18 protein-coding genes and 1 tRNA gene are annotated in these 18,653 nt (G+C 68.8%); 9 read left to right on the top strand and 10 right to left on the bottom strand.

Annotated features, from left to right (window positions below):
• Window positions 1–48: 48 nt before the first annotated feature.
• The 4 genes from AHIS1636_RS09835 to AHIS1636_RS09820 form a co-directional block, all read right to left on the bottom strand.
• Window positions 49–996, bottom strand: a complete 948-nt coding sequence (locus AHIS1636_RS09835) for an NUDIX hydrolase (RefSeq protein WP_264795649.1) — start codon at window positions 994–996, stop codon at window positions 49–51.
• A 23-nt stretch (window positions 997–1,019) separates the two neighbouring features.
• Window positions 1,020–3,248: an RNA degradosome polyphosphate kinase gene (locus AHIS1636_RS09830; RefSeq protein ID WP_264795648.1), complete on the bottom strand. Its 2,229-nt coding sequence runs from the start codon at window positions 3,246–3,248 to the stop codon at window positions 1,020–1,022.
• 66 nt (window positions 3,249–3,314) lie between these two features.
• Window positions 3,315–4,304 carry a mycothiol synthase gene (mshD, locus tag AHIS1636_RS09825; RefSeq protein WP_264795647.1) on the bottom strand — a complete coding sequence of 330 codons (990 nt, stop codon included), beginning with the start codon at window positions 4,302–4,304 and terminating at the stop codon, window positions 3,315–3,317.
• A gap of 38 nt (window positions 4,305–4,342) precedes the next feature.
• On the bottom strand, window positions 4,343–5,053 hold the full coding sequence (locus tag AHIS1636_RS09820; protein WP_264795646.1) for a winged helix-turn-helix transcriptional regulator: 711 nt from the start codon (window positions 5,051–5,053) through the stop codon (window positions 4,343–4,345).
• A gap of 158 nt (window positions 5,054–5,211) precedes the next feature.
• Here AHIS1636_RS09820 and AHIS1636_RS09815 point away from each other — a divergent pair, with 158 nt between their 5' ends.
• The 3 genes from AHIS1636_RS09815 (at window position 5,212) to ygfZ (ending at window position 7,893) form a co-directional block, all read left to right on the top strand.
• Window positions 5,212–5,955, top strand: a complete 744-nt coding sequence (locus tag AHIS1636_RS09815) for a hypothetical protein (protein WP_264795645.1) — start codon at window positions 5,212–5,214, stop codon at window positions 5,953–5,955.
• 207 nt (window positions 5,956–6,162) lie between these two features.
• The gene (locus tag AHIS1636_RS09810; protein WP_264795644.1) at window positions 6,163–6,765 is read left to right on the top strand and encodes a nitrobindin family protein; all 603 of its coding nucleotides are present in this window, start codon (window positions 6,163–6,165) and stop codon (window positions 6,763–6,765) included.
• A 45-nt stretch (window positions 6,766–6,810) separates the two neighbouring features.
• On the top strand, window positions 6,811–7,893 hold the full coding sequence (gene ygfZ, locus AHIS1636_RS09805; protein WP_264795643.1) for a CAF17-like 4Fe-4S cluster assembly/insertion protein YgfZ: 1,083 nt from the start codon (window positions 6,811–6,813) through the stop codon (window positions 7,891–7,893).
• A gap of 86 nt (window positions 7,894–7,979) precedes the next feature.
• Here ygfZ and AHIS1636_RS09800 read toward each other — a convergent pair whose 3' ends face one another.
• From AHIS1636_RS09800 to AHIS1636_RS09780, 5 genes are all read right to left on the bottom strand, one after another.
• A complete protein-coding gene (locus AHIS1636_RS09800; protein WP_264795642.1) occupies window positions 7,980–8,687 on the bottom strand; it encodes a GNAT family N-acetyltransferase in 708 nt (235 codons plus the stop codon).
• A 26-nt stretch (window positions 8,688–8,713) separates the two neighbouring features.
• Window positions 8,714–9,742 (bottom strand): ATP-dependent 6-phosphofructokinase, encoded by a 1,029-nt coding sequence (locus tag AHIS1636_RS09795; protein ID WP_264795641.1) that lies wholly within the window; start codon window positions 9,740–9,742, stop codon window positions 8,714–8,716.
• 158 nt (window positions 9,743–9,900) lie between these two features.
• The gene (locus AHIS1636_RS09790; protein WP_264795640.1) at window positions 9,901–10,155 is read right to left on the bottom strand and encodes a PspC domain-containing protein; all 255 of its coding nucleotides are present in this window, start codon (window positions 10,153–10,155) and stop codon (window positions 9,901–9,903) included.
• A gap of 60 nt (window positions 10,156–10,215) precedes the next feature.
• Window positions 10,216–10,479, bottom strand: a complete 264-nt coding sequence (locus AHIS1636_RS09785) for a hypothetical protein (protein ID WP_264795639.1) — start codon at window positions 10,477–10,479, stop codon at window positions 10,216–10,218.
• Entirely contained in the window at window positions 10,476–12,155 is a 1,680-nt protein-coding gene (locus AHIS1636_RS09780; protein ID WP_264795638.1) for a PspC domain-containing protein, read from the bottom strand. The genes AHIS1636_RS09785 and AHIS1636_RS09780 overlap by 4 nt, the downstream gene beginning before the upstream one ends.
• Before the next feature lie 126 nt (window positions 12,156–12,281).
• Here AHIS1636_RS09780 and AHIS1636_RS09775 point away from each other — a divergent pair, with 126 nt between their 5' ends.
• From AHIS1636_RS09775 to AHIS1636_RS09765, 3 genes are read left to right on the top strand one after another with little or no spacing between them, the layout of a single operon-like run.
• Complete coding sequence (locus tag AHIS1636_RS09775; protein ID WP_264795637.1) at window positions 12,282–13,688, top strand: ATP-binding protein; 1,407 nt, start codon at window positions 12,282–12,284, stop codon at window positions 13,686–13,688.
• Window positions 13,685–14,335, top strand: coding sequence for a LuxR C-terminal-related transcriptional regulator (locus AHIS1636_RS09770; RefSeq protein ID WP_264795636.1), 651 nt, complete (start codon window positions 13,685–13,687; stop codon window positions 14,333–14,335). Before AHIS1636_RS09775 ends, AHIS1636_RS09770 begins: the two co-directional genes overlap by 4 nt.
• 36 nt (window positions 14,336–14,371) lie before the next feature.
• The gene (locus tag AHIS1636_RS09765) at window positions 14,372–15,706 is read left to right on the top strand and encodes an FAD-dependent oxidoreductase (RefSeq protein WP_264795635.1); all 1,335 of its coding nucleotides are present in this window, start codon (window positions 14,372–14,374) and stop codon (window positions 15,704–15,706) included.
• Between the two features lie 5 nt (window positions 15,707–15,711).
• Here the strand turns inward: AHIS1636_RS09765 and AHIS1636_RS09760 are convergent, their stop codons facing one another.
• Entirely contained in the window at window positions 15,712–16,920 is a 1,209-nt protein-coding gene (locus AHIS1636_RS09760) for a pyridoxal phosphate-dependent aminotransferase (protein WP_264795634.1), read from the bottom strand.
• A gap of 296 nt (window positions 16,921–17,216) precedes the next feature.
• Between AHIS1636_RS09760 and AHIS1636_RS09755 the strand changes: the two genes are divergently transcribed.
• From AHIS1636_RS09755 to nusG, 3 genes are all read left to right on the top strand, one after another.
• Window positions 17,217–17,289 (top strand) — tRNA-Trp (locus AHIS1636_RS09755).
• Between the two features lie 115 nt (window positions 17,290–17,404).
• Window positions 17,405–17,671 (top strand): preprotein translocase subunit SecE, encoded by a 267-nt coding sequence (gene secE, locus AHIS1636_RS09750; RefSeq protein ID WP_264795633.1) that lies wholly within the window; start codon window positions 17,405–17,407, stop codon window positions 17,669–17,671.
• Window positions 17,672–17,781: 110 nt separating this feature from the next.
• Entirely contained in the window at window positions 17,782–18,636 is an 855-nt protein-coding gene (nusG, locus tag AHIS1636_RS09745; protein WP_264795632.1) for a transcription termination/antitermination protein NusG, read from the top strand.
• Window positions 18,637–18,653: the final 17 nt, after the last annotated feature.

Here is an 18,653-nt window from a genome sequence, read left to right as displayed (position 1 = left end):
AACGGCGGGGACGCGGACCGGAAGCACGTGCCTCCGGTTAGGGACGCGTCAGTCGTCGTAGGCGTCGTAGTGCTCGACGGAGAGAATCCGGCCGGGGTGGTGCACACTGACCTGGCAGACGATCACTGCGCCGGGCTTCAGGTAGGGATCCTTGGACGGCAGCTGTGCGGCCAGCTCGTCCGAGGCGTGGGCGCTGAGCACCTTGATGACCTGCGGCAGCACGGGGCGGTGCGTGCAGACGGCGGTGGACTTGCGCTTGTCCAGCAGTCCCTTGATCGCGGCGCGGGCCTTCTTTGGGTTCCGGTGCGCGCTGTGCTCGGTGATGGCGTCCACCGTCCGGATCCGGCCATTGGTGAACTGCGCATACGGCATGATGGTCTGCATGCAGCGGGTCCACGGACTGGAGACGATCCGTTTGGGCTTCCAGGCGCCGAGCAGCCGGGACACGGCCAGCGCCTGGCGTTGTCCGGTCGCGGCAAGGGGCCGTTCGCCTTCCGGCCGGGCCCAGGATGAGCGGGGGCGCGCCTTGGCGTGGCGTACGACGACGAACGGATACGTTTCCAGCTCGTCGCGCCGATGTGCGTCCACCAGGGCCTGGAGCGGCTCCCGGTCCGACGGGTTGCTGAGCATTCGTGACGCTTCGTCCGGCGTGCACCAGCGGATCTCGTCCACTTCGGAGCCGTCCGGCCGCGGCGTGCACTTCTCCAGCTTGGCGGCCCAGTAGTAGACCTTCTTCAGCCCCGATGCGACCGGGTATTCGATGGAGGGCAGCGGGATGCCCAGCTGCACGGTGACATCGACTTCCTCCATGACTTCCCGGACGGCGCATTCCGGGTTGGTCTCGCCCGCGTCCAGCTTGCCCTTCGGCCAGGACCAGTCGTCGTAGCGCGGACGGTGGATGAGCAGCACCTCCAGCCGGCCCCGCCGGGCGCGCCAGCAGAGTGCCCCGGCGGCGGTCACGGTGATGTCCCGGGCCGGGGATTCCTGATCGGTCATCGTCTGGGTCTTGCCCTTCGCGCTCAACGCCGGGTGCCCGAGCGCTGGCGGTCCCGGCTGGCCAGCAGCCAGGACTGGATGTCGCTGAGGGGGTTGCCCGCGTCGTCCTTGTGATGGCGCGTCCAGCGGCCGTAGCTGTCCAGGTGCCAGCTGGCCGTTCCGGGGTCCAGGTAGCGGTTCATCAGGGCCATCAGCTCGGCGATGTCTTCGCGCGAAGCGAGCTGGACGAGGGCCTCCACGCGGCGGTCGAGGTTGCGGTGCATCATGTCCGCGGAGCCGATGAAGACCACCGGATCGCCGGCGTTGCCGAAGCAGAACACGCGGGAGTGCTCAAGGAAGCGGCCCAGAATGGACCGGACCCGGATGTTGTCGCTCAGCCCCGGGACCCCCGGGCGGAGCGCGCAGATGCCGCGGACAATCACGTCGACCTGCACGTCCGCCTGCGAGGCGCGGTACAGGGCGTCGATGATGGCCTCGTCCACCATGGAGTTGACCTTGATAACCACGCGCGCGGGCAGCCCGGCCCTGCGGTTGGTGATTTCCGCCTCGATCCGGTCGATCAAGCCGCTCCGGACCGAACGCGGGGCAACCAGCAACCGCTTGAACGTGGACTTGGGGGCGTAGCCGGACAGCTGGTTGAAGAGCTTGGAGAGATCCTCGCCGATCTGGTCGTTGCTGGTGAGCAGGCCCAGGTCTTCGTAGTAGCGCGCCGTCCGGGGGTGGTAGTTGCCGGTGCCGATGTGGCAGTAGCGCCGCAGCCGGTCGCCCTCCTGGCGCACCACGAGCGAGAGCTTGCAGTGGGTCTTCAGCCCCACGATCCCGTAGACCACATGCACGCCGGCCTGTTCGAGCTTCCGCGCCCAGTCGATGTTCGCCTGCTCGTCGAAGCGGGCCTTGATCTCCACCAGGGCCAGCACCTGCTTGCCGGCTTCGGCGGCGTCGATCAGGGCGTCCACGATGGGGGAGTCGCCCGAGGTCCGGTACAGGGTCTGCTTGATGGCCTGGACCTTGGGGTCCGCGGCCGCCTGTTCCAGGAAGGCCTGGACCGAGGTGGAGAAGGAGTCGTACGGGTGGTGCAGCAGGATGTCGCGGCGGCGCATCGCGGCGAACACGTTGGCCGCCTTCGAGGTCTCGCTCTCGTTGAGGTAGCGGCTGGTATGGGCCAGCTGCTTCGGGAAGTGCAGGTCATTGCGGTCGATGCCGGAGATGACGCTCAGGCCGCGCAGGTCCAGCGGTGCGGGCAGGGCAAAGACCTCGGACTCCTCGACGCCGAGTTCGCGCACCAGCAGTTCGCGGACGCTCGGGTTGATGTCCGTGGTGACCTCGAGCCGGACCGGCGGCCCGAACCGGCGGCGCAGCAGTTCCTTTTCCAGCGCCTGCAGCAGGTTCTCGGCGTCATCCTCTTCGACCTCCAGGTCCTCGTTGCGGGTGACGCGGAAGGTGTGGTGTTCCAGGATCTCCATGCCCTGGAAGAGCAGGTCCAGGTGCTCGGCGATGATGTCCTCGAGCGGGATGAACCGCGCGGTGCGGCCCGGGATCGAGCCGGCCCGCGGGCCGTCGATGGAAATCAGGCGCGGCAGCTGGTCCGGCACCTTGACGCGGGCGAAGAGCTCCTTCTCGCTGACGGGGTTGCGCACCACCACGGCGAGGTTCAGCGACAGCCCGGAGATGTAGGGGAAGGGATGGGCCGGATCCACCGCCAGCGGGGTGAGGATCGGGAAGACCTTCTCCTTGAACATTGCGGTCAGGGAGTCGCGGTCCTGGTCCGTCAGCTCGGACCAGCGGACCACGTGGATGTGCTCGTACGCCAGCTCCGGCCGGATGTGCTCGGCGAAGACGCGGGCATGGCGGCTCTGCAGCCGGTGAGCCTCGACCATGATCTGTTCCAGCTGTTCCAGCGGGCTGGTCCCGGCGGCGGAGGGCACCGCGATGCCCGTGGCGATGCGGCGCTTCAGCCCGGCCACGCGGACCATGAAGAACTCGTCCAGGTTGGAGGCGAAGATCGAGAGGAAGTTCACCCGCTCCAGCAGGTACAGGTCCGGGTCCTCGGCCAGTTCCAGCACCCTGGCGTTGAAGTCCAGCCAGCTCATTTCCCGGTCAAGGAACCTGTCGTCGGGAGTGAAATTGCCGTCCGGAACCAGCGACGGCGCGAACTCAGGAATGTCGATCCTGTCCTGGGTCGCGCGGGCGGGGACCGCTTCGGACGAGCCGAGCCGGTAGGCGGCAGCCGGAGTTGCCGATTCGGTAGCCATGGGAGGTCTCCTCAGCTTCAAGGGTGGTGCGAGCGCCCCGGGCGTGGCGGGGCCGATGAGACTAGGTTATCCCTCGTTCCGGCCGCCCGAGGCCGCGGCGGGAGCATACATCACGTCCGTGTCCCACCGCGTGAAGCCGAGCTTGCGGTAGAGCGCCACCGCCGGTGCGTTGTCGCCGTCGACATAGAGCATGATGGCCTGCTGGCCCTTGGCATGCAGGTGCTTGATGCCGGCGACCGTTAGCGCCTTCCCCAGCCCGGTGCCCTGCGCCTTCGGCGTCACACCGACCACGTAGACCTCGCCGATGGCAGGATGCGAGCCGGTGCCCGGATGGATCTTGGTCCAGTGGAAGCCGAGCAGTGCGCCGTCGTGATCATCCACCGCCAGCAGGAAGCCTTCGGGATCGAACCACGGTTCGGCCATCCGCGCCTCCAGGTCGGCCAGCGTCTGCCCTCCCTGTTCGGGATGGTGCGCGAAGGCAGCGGCGTTGGCGGCCAGCCAGTCCTGCTCGTCCCGGCCCGGCACGAAGGCACGGATGGAAACGCCTTCGGGGAGCCTGACGTCGGGGAGCTGCTGCGCGTGGGTCAGCCGCATGCGCCATAGTTCGCGCACCGGGGTGAACCCGAAGCGTCCGGCCAGCTTGGCCGCCCCCTCGTGGTCGCCGTGCGACCAGGCGCGCAGGGCGGGCAGCTCGGCGTGCTCCTGCAGCTCGGCGGCCAGGCCGGTGCCCACGCCCTGGTTGCGGTACTCCGGGTGCACCACCAGTTCCAGCACGCCGGCGTCTTCGCCATGGGCGGGGAAATTGACGACGGCGACGCCCGCCAGCGCGGTGGCCCTGGCCGGGTCCGATTTCTCCTCGTTGGCATAGGCGGCCAGCACGAGCAGCTGGTCGGGATCCGATGCCCTGAGGTTGACCCAGGTCTGTTCGGAGAGCGGCGGGTTCCCGTCCGCCTCCTCGGCGGCCGCCGCGAGGGCGCGGACGCTGCCCAGCACCTCGGCGTCGGGAGCACCCTTGAAAATCTGTACCGGCCAGTCGGACGAAGACAGTGCGTTCATGACCACAGCCTAGCGCGGGCCGGTGCAACGGGCGGGCTTCAGACGGACTGTTCGGCTCCGGTTTCCGTGGCCTCGCCGGAGCGCGCCAGCGTGAAGCGGTAGCCGACGTTGCGCACGGTGCCGATCAGGCCCTCGTTGTCCGAGCCCAGCTTGGCCCGCAGCCGCCGCACGTGCACGTCCACGGTGCGCGTGCCGCCGTAGTAGTCGTAGCCCCAGACCTCGTGCAGCAGCTGGTCACGTGTGAAGACGCGCCCCGGGTGCTGCGCCAGGTACTTGAGCAGCTCGAACTCCTTATAGGTCAGGTTCAGGGGCTGGCCGCCAACGCGGGCCGTGTAGCTGGCCTCGTCGATCACGATGCCGGCGGCGCGGATCTCCGTGCTGGTTTCCTCCTCGGCGTGGTTGGCGCGGGCGACGACCAGCCGCAGGCGCGCTTCCACCTCGGCCGGACCGGCGCTGTCCAGGACCACATCGTCCGCCAGCCAGTTGGCGGATACGGCGGCCATCCCGCCTTCGGTAAGCACCAGCATCAACGGGGCTCCGAGTCCCGTGGCCTTCAGCAGCTGGGTCAGGCTGCGGGCGCCCACCAGGTCCTTGCGCGCGTCCACCAGGACGACGTCGGCGGGGTCCGCCTCGAGCAGGGCGGTCGGCTCGGCCGCAAGGATGCGGACCTTGTGGTTGAGCAGCTCCAAGGCGGGGAGCACCTCAACCGAGGAGCCCGGGCTGTTGGTCAGGAGCAGAATGTGCGGCATGTTTCCTCCCCGAAGGCTGATTCGGCGCACATCGACGGGCGAATCATCCGGCGGGCAGGCTGTAGCAGGGTGCGGATGATTGGGCACAAGTATAGCGCCGAGGGGCCGGGGGAGTGAGTGTTGTCGCACTCATTCACGTAATGAGGCAGGATGGCCGGGTGAGAACGTGGATCGTCGCGGTCGTTGCAGCCGTGCTGTTAAGTGCCGTGATCGGCGCAAGCTACTGGTCGCCAGCGGCGGTTGTCGCCGTCGCCTGCGCGGGTGCGCTGATGGTCGGCCTGGGCTGGCCGCAGCTGCTCGGCATCCCGGCCCGCAAGACGCTCTCCACCGTGATCTCGCTCGCCGGCGTCGTCGCCGTCGTACTGGCCTCGATTGCACCATCGGGCATGGCGCTGGCGTGGACGGTCGTCGTCGTCGCCTTGGGGGTGATGGCGGTTTTCATGGTGCAGCTGGTCCGCGGGACCGGGCAGCCGCACCGCCTCGAATCGACCTTCGGGGCCAGCACCGGCCTGGTGCTCGCGGTGTTCGGCGCCGGCTGGGTGGCCGCCGACCGGCTCTCCGACAATGAGGCCGACACGGGCATGATGTTGGTCACCGGAATCAGCATGCTGATGGCGATTGCGGTCTGCGTGCTGCCCTGGCCGGACCGCCTGGTGGCGCCGCTGGGCGTGCTGCTCGCGGTGCTGACCGGGATGCTCGGCGCCGCCGTCACTTCTGACGTCCCGCTGCTGCCCGCCGCCGTCGTGGGAGCCCTCGTCGGCATTGTCGTTGTCTGCTTCCGGCGCCTGGTGCTGGTGGAGGGCACACCCGAACAGCTGCCGGCCGTGCTGGCGGTTGGAGCCGCCCCGGTGATGGCGTCGGGCGGGCTCGTCTACTTCCTGGAAAAGATGCTGCTGGGCTGACGGAGCCGGTTGGACGCGTCGTCCGACGTGGCGTAACGCGTCGGCACCGCTCGGACCCGCCGGTTAGTATGGAGCTATGTCGCATCTTGCTCTTGAGATTTTCTTCCTGACCCTGCTTGTTGTTGCCGGTTTGTCCATGGCCTGGTTCGCCGGGCTGGTCGTGTGGCGCCTGTTCAAGGGCCAGAGGTAAGGGACTGATCTTCGGCCATGCCGATGGAACTACCTACCGACCTGACACCGGAGCTGGTGCCGCTGTCCTGGCTGCTGGGCACTTGGGAGGGCGCCGGCCGGCTCGGTGAAGGTGACGCGGATTCGGAGTACTTTTTCCAGTCCGTCACCTTCCGCCAGCACGGCCTGCCCTTCCTGCAGTACGACGCCGAGAGCTGGCTCACCGACGAGGACGGCACCAAGCTGCGGCCGCTGTCCGTTGAGTCGGGCTTCTGGGCGCTGGACCGCAAGCTCAATGACGCCGACGTCGGACCGGGGCTGATCCCGGCGGAAATCGTTCCGGCGCTGAAGTCGGCGGACGAGGTCGAGGAACTGCGCAACGAAGCCGGCGGCTTCGACATCACGGCGACCATCGTGCACCCCGGCGGAATCTGCGAACTGTACTACGGCCAGATCAAGGGGCCCCAGATCCAGCTCGCAACGGACATGGTAATGCGGGGCTCGCAGTCCAAGGAGTACAACGCCGCCACCCGGATCTTCGGCCTGGTCGAAGGGGACCTGTTCTGGCGCTGGGACGTTTCGTCGAGCCAGGGCATGGAACTGAAGGCGCACGCATCCGCCATCCTGAAGAAGCTCGCCTGAGCCCGGGCGGGAATGCACCCTGACCCGAGGACGTTGACCACGGATATGAGCTACAGAAGCCCCCTGCTGTCACGCCCCGGAGCCGTCGAAGCCTCCGAACCCGATGCCGGCGTCGCCGCCCATTACGGGGACCCGCTGCGCGAACAGAGGCTGCTCGCCCGCGGCGAGGCGGTGGTGGATTTGTCCCACCGCGGCGTCGTGACGGTAGCCGGGGAAGACCGGCTGAACTGGCTGAACACCCTCTCCTCGCAGCTGCTGCTGGACCTGAAGCCCGGCGAATCGCGCGAGACCCTGCTGCTGACTGTGCAGGGCCGGATCGAATACGACGTCAGCATCATCGACGACGGCGCCACGAGCTGGCTGATCGTCGAGTCCTTCGAAGCCGAAGGCCTCGCCGCCTGGCTCTCGAGCATGAAGTTCATGCTGCGCGTGGACGTAGCCGACGTATCGGGGGACTGGGCCGTCGTCGGTGCCGCCGCTGCGCAGGCCGGGTTCGAGGAGCGCCTCGCCTGGCAGGACCCCTGGCCCGGGATCGGCGCCGGCGGCTACGCCTACACAGGCATCGAGGAATCCAGCCACCCCGGCCGGGAACGCACCTGGTTCGAGTACCTGGTTCCTGCGGACGGGCTGGAAGCCGCCGTGGCCGGACGGGAGCTGGCCGGCGTCTGGGCCGCGGAGGCCCTCCGCGTGGCGGCCTGGCGGCCCCGGTTCGGCTTCGAGACCGACGACAAGACCATCCCGCACGAACTGGACCTGCTGCGCACGGCCGTGCACCTCGCCAAGGGCTGCTACAAGGGGCAGGAAACCATCGCCCGCGTACACAACCTCGGCCACCCGCCGCGCCGGCTGGTCTTCCTCCAACTGGACGGCTCCCAGCACACCCTGCCCGCCCGCGGCAGCGAAGTCCGGTTCGGTGAACGTGCCGTCGGCCGGGTGACGTCCACCGTCCAGCACTATGAAATGGGGCCGGTGGCCCTCGCCGTGGTCAAGCGCTCGGTGGACCCGTCGGCGACCCTCCTGGTGGTCGACGGCGACGCCACCTACGATGCCGCCCAGGAAGCCATCGTGGCCCCCGACGCCGGCCAGGTCGTCGGCCGTCCCGCCGGCCTGCTGCGCGGTCCCCGCTAACCGGGCCGGCGGACCGGGAAACCCTCCGGTGACGGCGGGTCGGGGACATCACCGGGCCGGCCAACGCGCCGGTCCCGGGTCCTCGGCTAGGGGGCGCCCGCTTTCAGGTAGACCGAGGTCTGGGTTCCTGCTTCGACGAATCCCAAAGAGAGCGCGGTCGCCCTGGACGCCGCGTTCGCTTCGTGCGCGCGCCACTGCGGAATGAGTCCGGCGGTGAGCGCCTCATGGCCGGCGATGGCGGCAACCAGCGAGCCGATGCCGCGCTGCCGGAACTTCGGCAGCGTCAGGGCGGAGATATGCCCCAGGATCTGCTGCCACTCCTGGAAGCCCGCGCCGGCCACCGGATCCGCGCCGTCCATCAGCACGAACGACTTGTCCATGCCGCTCAGGCAGACCTCGTTGACGTCGTCCGGCGGGCACAACGCCTCCAGCCGCAGCGCATCGTCAGTGAAGGTGGACACCGTGATTTCCTCGTCCGGCTGCACGAGCGGGAGGTCGTCGGCGAAATACAGCTGCGCCTTGCCGGCACCGTTTCCGCCGTAACCCCGGCTGAGCTGCAGCAACGTGCGATGCTCCGCCAGCTCGCTGTCGGAGTATGCGGCGGCCGCCTCCAGCGCCCACTCGGGTCCCACCAGCGCAGACCGGCCGAACAGGCGCACAAAGGTGAGCTTCCCGGCGTCGTTATTGATGCGGGTCAGCCGCCCGACGTCCCCGGCGAAAGCGGTGTCCTCGAAGCCCAGCAGCCGTGCCCAGGCCAGCAGCACAATGTCGCATGTGCCTGAGTCCAATTTCATGCTGACAGCCTACGCGCAGCTGAAGCTCAGCCGAAGAGGACAGCCGCCTCATCGTAGCGATGCTGCGGAACAAATTTCAGGTTCCCGACGGCTTCCTGGAAACCGACGCTGACGACCTCGGTCCCGCGCAGCGCCACCATGGTGCCCCAGCGCTTGTCCGACACGGAGTCGACGGAGGCCATGCCCAGCCTGGTCGCGAGGACCCGGTCGTATGCCGAGGGCACGCCGCCGCGCTGGATGTGGCCGAGCGTGGTGGCCCGGGTTTCCAGGCCGGTCATCCGCTCCAGCTCCGGCGCCAGGTGCTCGCCGATGCCGCCCAGCCGCGGCCGGCCGAAAGCGTCCACACCGCGTTCGGCCCACGGTTTGTCCTCATCCTCGGGAACCCAGCCCTCGGCCACGACCACCAGCGGTGCGCGGCCGCGCTCGTAGGCCTCCGTCACCCAGGCGGCCACCTGCTCCATGGAGACCTTCTGTTCAGGAATCAGGATGGCGTGGGCGCCGGCGGCCATGCCTGCATGGAGGGCGATCCAGCCGACGTGCCGGCCCATGACCTCGGCGATCATGCAGCGGTGGTGGGCCTCGCCCGTCGTGCGCAGGCGGTCGATCGCCTCGGTCGCGATCTGGACGGCGGTATCGAAGCCGAAGGAATAGTCCGTGGCGTCGAGGTCGTTGTCGATCGTCTTGGGGACGCCGACAATGTTCAGGCCCGCGTTCGTCAGCTCCCTGGCGCCGGCGAGTGTGCCTTCGCCGCCGATCGCGATCACGGCGTCCACGCCCAGCCGTGCAAGTGTGGCAGCGATGTTCTCCGGGCCCCCGTTCGGCCCGTCGTACGGGTTGGTGCGCGAGGTGCCCAGGATGGTGCCGCCCTGCTTGGAAATGCCGCGGACCTTGTGCCGCGGCAGGCCGATGCATTCGCCGTCCACCACGCCCCGCCACCCGTCGAGGAAGCCGACGAATTCGTGGTCGTAGGTCTTGATGCCCCTGAGCACGGCACCGCGGATCACCGCATTCAGGCCGGGGCAGTCGCCGCCGCTGGTCATGATGCCGATCTTCACTTCGAACCCACCTTCTTCGCGCCTGCTCGTAAGTCCGGAGCGCGCCGTCGGGCCCCAGTCGATTCTAGACAGACCTTGAGGCGGATCACATCCCGGTGCGGGAAAGGCAGGGCCCCCGCATGATCTGCGGGGGCCCCGGGTGCGGCGGTGCGGTGCGTTTAGCGGCCCAGTCGCTTGCTGGCCAGCAGTCGCTCCAGGGCGATGCTGTCGTCGTAGTTCGGCAGGAGCAGCCACACCACCAGGTAGCCGGCAACGCCGATTCCCGGCACCAGGAAGAGCAGGAGCGTCACGATCCGGACGACGGTCGGGTCCCAGCCGAACTTCGCGGCGATGCCCCCGCAGACTCCGCCCAGCCAGCGGTTGGGGCCGCGGCGCAGCGGAATGGATCGAAGGAAGCGGTAGAAGGAGTCCATGGATGCAGGTTCTTTCGTCTCGATGGCTGGGAGCTGGGGACCGGGGGCCGGCGGCCGCCGCTACGGTGTGTCCCGGTCGGAGGAGCGGTACGGGTCGGAGGCCTTGTCCCGGGTGCGCAGCACGCCCCAGATGCCGCCGGCCACAAGGGCCAGGCCGGAGCCGATCAGCAGTACGATCAGGACCTGGCCGAAATCGAAGCTGAGGCCAAATAGTACGCTGAGCAGCACCAGCAGGCTGACCGCCACCGCGATCAGCCCCCACACAATGGTGCCGGTGCTCGGGCCGCTGATGATGCCGCCGTCGTTACTGGTTCGCGAACTCATGACGAGCTACCCCTTTCCGGCGCTTCGACAATCTCCACATTGCTGGCTGCGCCCCTGATCTGCAAGATGACATCGGGCGAGGAGCCGTCGTCGTTGATGGTGAACGTGGCCGGCTGCCACAATCCGGACCGACGCTGGGCGCCGGCCGAACCCGGGTACTCGATGTTGCCCATGGCCAGCGAGGACCGGACCTCCACCTGCTTGGCGGCCGGGACAACGATCTCGACGTTCGAGGCCACCGTGTTGACCGGCACCACCGCCGGTCCGCCGAAACTGCCGGCGCCGAGGTCGCTCAGGTCCACCCTGCCCTGGCTCGCCACAATGCTGTAGCCCTCAGTCGGCGGGGCACCGGATTCGCTGGTCCAGGTGGTCCGGGTGCCGATGGAGTAGTTCGCCGTGGTCCACTGCACGCCGGCCGTGGTTACGAGGGACAGGACGATGCCGACGGCGGCGAGGAAACCGAGGATGCCCGAGGTGCGGCCCCGCAGCCCGAGGACCACGATGCCGGCCCCGATGCACAGCAGTGCGGCCGCCACGGCCACCGGCAGGATGGCCACGCCCGCAGCGGTGCCCAGCAGCAGCGGCAGGGCAAGTACGACGCCGGCAGCCACCATCGCGGTTCCGAGCGTGAGGGCGATGCTCACCCCCGAGGGACCGAGGCGCCGGGGCCGCGGCGGAGCCGGGACCGGAGGCCGCGGGGTGTACAGGGGTGCGGCCATGCCGGGCGTGGAGCCGAAGCTGCCGGCGGCGGGACGTGCCTGTTCCTCGCCGAGGCCGCTGGCAGGCCCGGCCGGGCCTGCACGGAAACTGCTCGTCGGGCCGCCCGGGGCGGACTGGCGCGGGCCACCGGCCTCAGGTCCGGCATCAGCCGGAACTGCCGGACCGGGGCGGCCATAGGCTGCGGTCGGCGCGGCTGTTCCGGGATATCCCGCCGACGGATAGCCCATGTTCCCCGCCGCCGGCGGATTGTTCCGGTTGCGTGTCGCCAGCCAGTAGATAAAGTAGCCGAGCGCACCGACCCACACCACGGCCCACAGGTACGCGCCGACTCCCCAGTCGCCGTCGCGGAAGAAGCCGAACGGGCGGTCGAACAGGCCCAGGATCGTCGCGATCAGCGCGCCAGTCATCCCCGCCGTCCAGCGGCCGCGGCCAGCCTCCTCGGCGTGGATGCGCCCGTCGGCCTCCGGGAGCAGGGCCCATGCGAGGCCGTAGAGGAGGACACCGAAGCCGCCGAACAGTGCCACCAGGATGAAGAGTCCGCGCACCAGCACAGGGTCCAGACCGGTGCGGTGTCCGACGCCGGATGCGACGCCGCCGATCCAGCGGTCCGCGCCGCGCGGCATGCCCAGGCTGCGGAACCAGTTGAAGAAGCTGTTGCTGTCCGGCTGCGGAACGCTGCCGGGCAACGGGGGAACACCGCCGGGCGCCGGCGGCGGGATGCTGCCGCCCGGAGGCACAGCACCGGCCGGCGGAGTGTTCGTGCCCGGCGGAACGCCGCCGCCCTGCGGGATACCGCCGCCCGACGGGATGCTGCCGCCCGGGGGCGCGTCGCCGCTCGGGGAGGGTCCGCCGTCGGTATGGTCAATGGGCTGCTGCCGGTCTTCGGGGGCAGCGTCCCCGCCGGACACGTCCCCGGGGCGTTCCGGGCCGGTGGGACCAGAGGGATTGGAAGTCATACCCCGATCATTCCAACGCCGGTGGCGCGGATTCTATGGGGGGCTACCCTGAACCTTCCCCGACCTGCCCCGAAGTCTCCCTGACCACGGTCCCGCTCGGCTGGCCGGCCGTGTTTGGATTAAGCCATGCGCGCACCCCTCGTCCGTTCCAATGACCGGCTCATCGCCGGCGTCTGCGCCGGGCTGGCGGACCATCTGGGAGCGCCCGTGCAGCTGGTGCGCGCGGCCATGGTCCTGCTGGCCATCGGCGGGGGAGCGGGCCTGCTGCTGTACGCGTGGCTCTGGCTGCTGGTGCCGACGGCGGACGAGGCAGCGCGCAATGAGACCCGGGCCTTCGACCCCCGCGACGTCGCCGGCAATTTTGCCCGCGGCTTCGGCGCCCGGCCGGGCCCTGCGGACTACCGGACCGGGGCTGCCGCCGGAGTTGCCGAGGGCACCGCGGCCGAGGGTGCCGCAGCCGCCGCAGCCGGGGGCGCCGGCGCGGGAACAATCGCAGGGTACCCGGACGGCCGCGGGACAGCCGCGGCCGTGCCCTCGAACGGCGGAGCGGCCGCGTGGCTGATGCGCCGCGCCGGCTGGGAGATCGTGCTCGGCGCGGGCCTGGTGCTGGCCGGCGCCGCCATCGTGGCCCAGATGGCCGGCTTCAAGGTGCCCTGGGGAACCTGGCTTCCGCTGGCCGCGATTGCAGGCGGCGCCGTGATTGCCTGGATGCAGCTGGACAATACGCGCCGCGCCGGAATCATGGACCGGGCCGGTGCCAGCGGTGCCCAGGGTGCGGTGCGTCTGGGGATCGGACTGGCGCTGGTCATCGCCGGGATTTTCGCGATGGTGTCCGGCTCGATCAGCTGGGACCTGATGTGGCCGGCCATGTTCGCCTCTCTCGCCGTGCTGGCCGGAGTGGCGCTTGTGCTGGCGCCCTGGGGCCTGAAGTACTGGAAGGACCTCGAGGCCGAGCGGTCCGGCCGGATCCGGGAAACGGAGCGGGCGGAGATCGCGGCCCACCTGCACGACTCGGTGCTGCAGACGCTGGCCCTGATCCAGAACCGCGCGTCATCGGAACAGGACGTCACCAGGCTGGCCCGCGCCCAGGAGCGGGAACTGCGCGAGTGGCTCTACCGGGACAAGCGGCAGGAACAGGGCAACCTCGTGGACCGCATCAAGTCGGTGGCCGCCGAAATCGAGGACGCCTACGGCCAGCCGGTGGACGTCGTCGCCGTCGGTGACACCGCGGTGACCGACCGCCACGAGGCCCTGGTCCACGCCACCCGCGAGGCGGTGCAGAACGCCGCCAAGCACGCGGGCGGCAGCATCTCGGTCTACCTGGAGTGCCGTCCGGGCAGCGCCGAGGTATTCGTCCGCGACCGCGGTCCGGGATTCGACCTGGCCGCCGTGCCGGCTGACCGGCTGGGCGTGCGGGAGTCCCTGGTCAACCGGATGGAACGGCACGGCGGCGAGGCGCGCATCCGCAACACCGGCAATGGCACCGAGGTGCACCTGAGCCTGCAGTACCCCGAGGAAGGAACCGCATCATGACTTCACCAATCCGCACCGTGGTCGTCGACGACCACGCCATTTTCAGGTCGGGCCTCAAAGCGGACCTGGACGCGCGGATCGAGGTGGTCGGCGAGGCCGCGACCGTGGAGGGAGCCATCGAGGCGATCCACGCGCTCGCGCCGGATGTCGTTTTGCTGGACGTGCATCTGCCCGGGGGACGCGGCGGGGGCGGTGCGGAAGTTGTAGCGGGGTGCGCGGCGCTGCTGGGCCGGACCCGGTTCCTCGCCCTGAGCGTCTCCGATTCGGCGGAAGACGTGGTGACCGTTATCCGGGCCGGAGCGCGGGGCTACGTCACCAAGGCCATTTCCGGGGCGGAGATTTCCGACGCCGTGGCCCGGGTGGCCGGTGGAGACGCCGCGTTTTCGCCACGGCTGGCAGGGTTCGTGCTGGACGCGTTCGGTACCGCCGCCGTCGCCTCGGTGGACGACGAGCTGGACAAGCTGTCGGCCCGGGAGCTGGAAGTGATGCGGCTGATCGCCCGCGGCTACAGCTACAAGGAAGTGGCCAAGGAGCTGTTCATCTCGATCAAGACGGTGGAAACGCACGTCTCGGCCGTGCTGCGCAAGCTCCAGCTCTCCTCGCGGCACGAACTGACCCGCTGGGCCGTGGACCGCCGCATCCTGTAGATCCACCGGCGCCCGCCGGCGGATCTACACTGGAGCATGGCAGCCACGCCCCAGGGAACGGAACATCCGCAGCGGCGCCAGGACCCGGAACGCCGGGGCGGAGCCGCACGCCGGAGGATCTCCTGCATCGTGGCCGGGGGAGGGCCGGCCGGAATGATGCTCGGCCTGCTATTAACCCGCGCGGGCCTGGAAGTTGCCGTTCTGGAGAAGCACGCGGACTTCCTCCGGGACTTCCGCGGGGACACGGTCCACGCCTCCACCATCCGGCTGCTCGACGAACTCGGCCTGGGCGAGGACTTTCGCCGGCTGCCGCAAAGCCGGCTCGACAATTTCCAGCTGCCCCTGCCGGCCGGCGGCAGGCTTCCCGTGGGTGACTTCGGACGGTTGCGGGCGCCGTACAACTATGTCGCGATGCTGCCGCAGTGGGACTTCCTGAATTTCCTGGCGGAGGCCGCAGCCAGCGAACCGACGTTCCGGTTGTTGATGAATACGGAAGTCACCGGGCTGGTCTACGAAGATGGCCGGGTGGCCGGCGTGCGCTACCGGGACAGGAATGCCGGCAGCGGGCAGCCCCGCGCGGCCGTGGACGCGGCGCCCGAGGCCGAACTTCGAGCGGAACTGGTGGTTGCGTGCGACGGAAGGGATTCGAGCCTGCGGCGGCTCGCCGGACTCACTCCGCGGGAGTTTGCCGTCCCTTTCGACGTCTGGTGGTTCCGGCTTCCCCGGTTCCAGCATGAGGCCGGGGGGATCGCCAGCATCGTGCCATCCTTCGGCCCCGACGAAGCGATGGTGGCGCTCTTCCGCCAGGACTTTTTCCAAATCGGATATTTGACGCACAAGGGCGAGGACGCCCGGATTCGGGCCGAGGGGGTCGAGCGCTTCCGCGAGAGGGTGCGCAAGCTGCGGCCCGACTTCGCGGACCGGCTGGGCGCGATCGGATCCCTGGACGACGTCCACGTGCTCGACGTGCGGCTGAACCGGCTGGGCCGCTGGTACCGCGAGGGCCTGCTCTGCATCGGCGATGCAGCCCACGCCATGTCGCCGGCGGGCGGAGTCGGCATCAATCTGGCGATCCAGGACGCCGTCGCGGCCGCCCGCCTCCTGGCCGCGCCGCTGCGGCGCGGCCAGGTGCGAAGGCGGGACCTTGCCAGGATCCAGCGCCGGCGGCAGGTGCCCACCGTGCTGGTCCAGGAGGCGCAGCGCCGGCTGCACAAGGTCCTGTTTTCTGCAAAGCGCGGCGACAGTCCGGCCGGCGTGCCGCGGCTGCTGGTCTTCGCCGCTCGGCACCTGCCGCCGCTGCGCGCGATACCGGCGCGCATGATCGCCTTCGGCCCCCTGCCGGAGCACGCGCCGCCGTTTGCCCGGCGCTGAGGTGCCTATCTGGCGGTGCCGAGGAACTCCTGCAGGCGGCCGACGCCGGTGGCCAGGTCCTCGTCGCCGAGGGCGTAGGACAGGCGGACATACCCGGAGGGGCCGAAGGCCTCGCCCGGCACCACCGCCACCTCGACCTTGTCCAGGATGAGCGACGCCAGCTCGGCCGATGTCGCCGGACGTATGCCGCCGATCTCCTTGCCGAGGAGGCCCCGGACGTCCGCGTAGGCGTAGAACGCGCCCTTGGGCGTCGGGCACTCCACACCCTCGATCTCGTTGAGCGCCGTGACCATCGCCTTGCGCCGGCGGTCGAAGGCGACCTTCATCTCGTCGACGGCAGTCAGCGGCCCGGAGACCGCAGCCAGGGCCGCCATCTGCGACACGTTGGCGACGTTGGAGGTGGCGTGCGACTGCATGTTCGTCGCCGCCTTGATGACGTCCTTGGGCCCGATCATCCATCCGACCCGCCAGCCGGTCATCGCGTAGGTCTTGGCCACGCCGTTGAGGATGACCACCTTGTCTCCCAGTTCCGGGGCGGCGGTGGCGATCGAGGTGAAGGGCATGCCGTCGTAGGTCAGGTGCTCGTAGATCTCGTCCGTGACGACCCAGAGGTCCTTGGAAGCGGCCCACTTTCCGATTTCGGCGACCTGTTCCGGTGAATACACGGCGCCGGTGGGGTTCGACGGCGAGACGAACAGCAGGATCTTGGTCCGCTCGGTCAGGGCTGCTTCCAGCTGGTCCACGGTGACGAGGTAACCCTGTTCAGGGCCTGCAAAGACCTCGACCGGGACGCCGCCGGCAAGCCGGATGGCCTCCGGATAGGTGGTCCAGTAGGGGGTCGGGACCAGGACCTCATCACCCGGATCGAGGAGGGTGGCGAAGGACTCGTAGACGGCCTGCTTGCCACCGTTGGTCACGAGGACCTGGGCGGGCTCCGCCTCGTATCCGGAATCGCGCTTGGTCTTCTCCGCGATGGCCTGCTTCAGTTCGGGGAGCCCGCCGGCGGGGGAGTAGCGGTGGAACTTCGGCTGGCGAGCAGCATCGATCGCTGCCTCCACGATGTAGTCGGGGGTGGGGAAGTCCGGCTCGCCGGCACCGAACCCAATGACCGGGCGGCCGGCTGCCTTCAGCGCTTTGGCCTTGGCGTCGACAGCCAGGGTGGCGGATTCGGCAATGGCGGCGATGCGCTGTGAGATGCGCGCGTTGGCAGGCATGGATTTCCCGTCTGATTAAGCGTCAAAACTGTTCCCGGCCAGTCTAAAGCTTTGCCGCCGCGCCTGTCCCGCGTGACCGGAAGCGGCCGGACGCACGACCCGCACGGAGCGCGCGGATGAGGACGCCGGTTCGGCACCGGGCCGAAAAATGTTGCATAATGGAGAGTCCCCCTTGGAGGGGAGGACGAGGTCGGTTCGACTAAAGGGTTTCCCTGACGTACACTTGATCTCCGGTGTTGAAGAACGCCATGATGTGCCGCGCCTGTTGAGGTGGCGGTGCTCGTGGATCAACCCAAAGGGTAGTGGCGCAATTGGTAGCGCAGCGGTCTCCAAAACCGCAGGTTGCAGGTTCGAGTCCTGTCTGCCCTGCGCATTACCGTCTCGGCGGGAAGCAGCAGTTCAAGCAAGTCATGGCGTGACGCCAGCGGTGCTGCCGGTCGCGGACCGGCTCACCGGCTACCGGACTAGATGAGTGAGGCACAGGTTGACCGAAACGGCTGCCGGAAGCTCGAGACGCCCGTCGGGCCAGAGCCCCGAAAAGCGTGGATTCTTCGGCAAAATCATCCTCTTCATCCGCCAGGTCATCGCGGAATTGAAGAAGGTCGTGACGCCGACCCGCAAGGAACTGCTCAATTACACGCTCGTGGTGATTGGCTTCGTCATCATCATGATGCTGATCGTGACAGTCTTGGATCTCGTCTTCGGTCAGGGCGCAATGTTCATCTTCGGTGACGGAGCGCCGGAACAGTAGCGTCCTTGCTCAGGATTCTGCCGTTCGTACCGGAAACGGCGGGCAACGCGCGGGCCTGGCAGGCAGGCAGAGCGAACCAACCAGAGCTGAAGAAGAAAGCAGGAAGCTAAGTGTCCGAGCAGGAACTCGAGTCGCAGAACACCGAGGAAACCGCTGATCTGGAGACACCGGATCAGGCCGCAGTGACCGGCGCCGATGAGGCGCCGGCTTTCGACGTTGCCGAGGACCTTGCCGACGCCGACGAAGCCAGCGAGGGCGAGGAGCCCGTCGCCGAAGAGGCCGGCGATGACGCCGAGGCCGCCGCGGAAGAAGCCGGCGAGGGCGAGGAGCCTGCCGCCGAGGAAACCGAGCCGGAGGAAGACCCGGTCGAAGCCTTCCGTGCCAAGCTTCGCCGGCAGCCCGGCGACTGGTACGTCATCCACTCCTACGCCGGCTACGAAAACCGTGTGAAGGTCAACCTGGAGACCCGTATCCAGACCCTGAACATGGAGGACTACATCTTCGAGATCCAGGTCCCCATGGAAGAGGTCGTGGAGATCAAGAACACCACGCGGAAGATCGTCAACCGCGTGCGCATCCCCGGCTACGTCCTCGTCCGCATGGACCTGACTGACGCCTCCTGGGGCGCCGTCCGCCACACCCCGGGTGTCACCGGCTTCGTCGGCAACGCCCACAATCCGGTGCCGCTGAGCCTGAACGAAGTGTTCTCCATGCTCGAGCACACCGTGACCGCGGCCAAGCCGGAGGCCGGCAAGCCGGCCAAGGCAGCCCAAGCCGCTGCGCCGATCGCCGTGGACTTCGAGGTCGGCGAGTCGGTCACCGTCAACGACGGCCCGTTCGAGACCCTCCCGGCCACGATCTCCGAGATCAAGCCGGAGTCCCAGCAGCTGGTGGTGCTGGTGACCATCTTCGAGCGCGAAACTCCGGTGACGCTCTCGTTCAACCAGGTCACCAAGATCCACTAATCCCGAAAACTTCGCGC

It is taken from the genome of Arthrobacter mangrovi (genome assembly GCF_026011795.1).
GTDB lineage: Bacteria > Actinomycetota > Actinomycetes > Actinomycetales > Micrococcaceae > Crystallibacter > Crystallibacter mangrovi.
The sequence above is the reverse complement of the archived record's forward strand: the minus strand, read 5'-3'. Positions and strand labels throughout refer to the sequence as shown.

Bases quoted from the DNA above. Each gene is read 5' to 3' on its own strand.
- AHIS1636_RS09790 (WP_264795640.1), bottom strand. From the start codon at position 10,155: ATGGACTCCTTCTACCGCTTCCTTCGATCCATTCCGCTGCGCCGCGGC.
- AHIS1636_RS09770 (WP_264795636.1), top strand. From the start codon at position 13,685: ATGACTTCACCAATCCGCACCGTGGTCGTCGACGACCACGCCATTTTC.
- AHIS1636_RS09765 (WP_264795635.1), top strand. From the start codon at position 14,372: ATGGCAGCCACGCCCCAGGGAACGGAACATCCGCAGCGGCGCCAGGAC.
- AHIS1636_RS09760 (WP_264795634.1), bottom strand. From the start codon at position 16,920: ATGCCTGCCAACGCGCGCATCTCACAGCGCATCGCCGCCATTGCCGAA.
- ygfZ (WP_264795643.1), top strand. From the start codon at position 6,811: ATGAGCTACAGAAGCCCCCTGCTGTCACGCCCCGGAGCCGTCGAAGCC.
- mshD (WP_264795647.1), bottom strand. From the start codon at position 4,304: ATGAACGCACTGTCTTCGTCCGACTGGCCGGTACAGATTTTCAAGGGT.
- AHIS1636_RS09810 (WP_264795644.1), top strand. From the start codon at position 6,163: ATGCCGATGGAACTACCTACCGACCTGACACCGGAGCTGGTGCCGCTG.
- AHIS1636_RS09835 (WP_264795649.1), bottom strand. From the start codon at position 996: ATGACCGATCAGGAATCCCCGGCCCGGGACATCACCGTGACCGCCGCC.
- AHIS1636_RS09780 (WP_264795638.1), bottom strand. From the start codon at position 12,155: ATGACTTCCAATCCCTCTGGTCCCACCGGCCCGGAACGCCCCGGGGAC.
- AHIS1636_RS09800 (WP_264795642.1), bottom strand. From the start codon at position 8,687: ATGAAATTGGACTCAGGCACATGCGACATTGTGCTGCTGGCCTGGGCA.
- AHIS1636_RS09775 (WP_264795637.1), top strand. From the start codon at position 12,282: ATGCGCGCACCCCTCGTCCGTTCCAATGACCGGCTCATCGCCGGCGTC.
- AHIS1636_RS09785 (WP_264795639.1), bottom strand. From the start codon at position 10,479: ATGAGTTCGCGAACCAGTAACGACGGCGGCATCATCAGCGGCCCGAGC.
- AHIS1636_RS09820 (WP_264795646.1), bottom strand. From the start codon at position 5,053: ATGCCGCACATTCTGCTCCTGACCAACAGCCCGGGCTCCTCGGTTGAG.
- AHIS1636_RS09830 (WP_264795648.1), bottom strand. From the start codon at position 3,248: ATGGCTACCGAATCGGCAACTCCGGCTGCCGCCTACCGGCTCGGCTCG.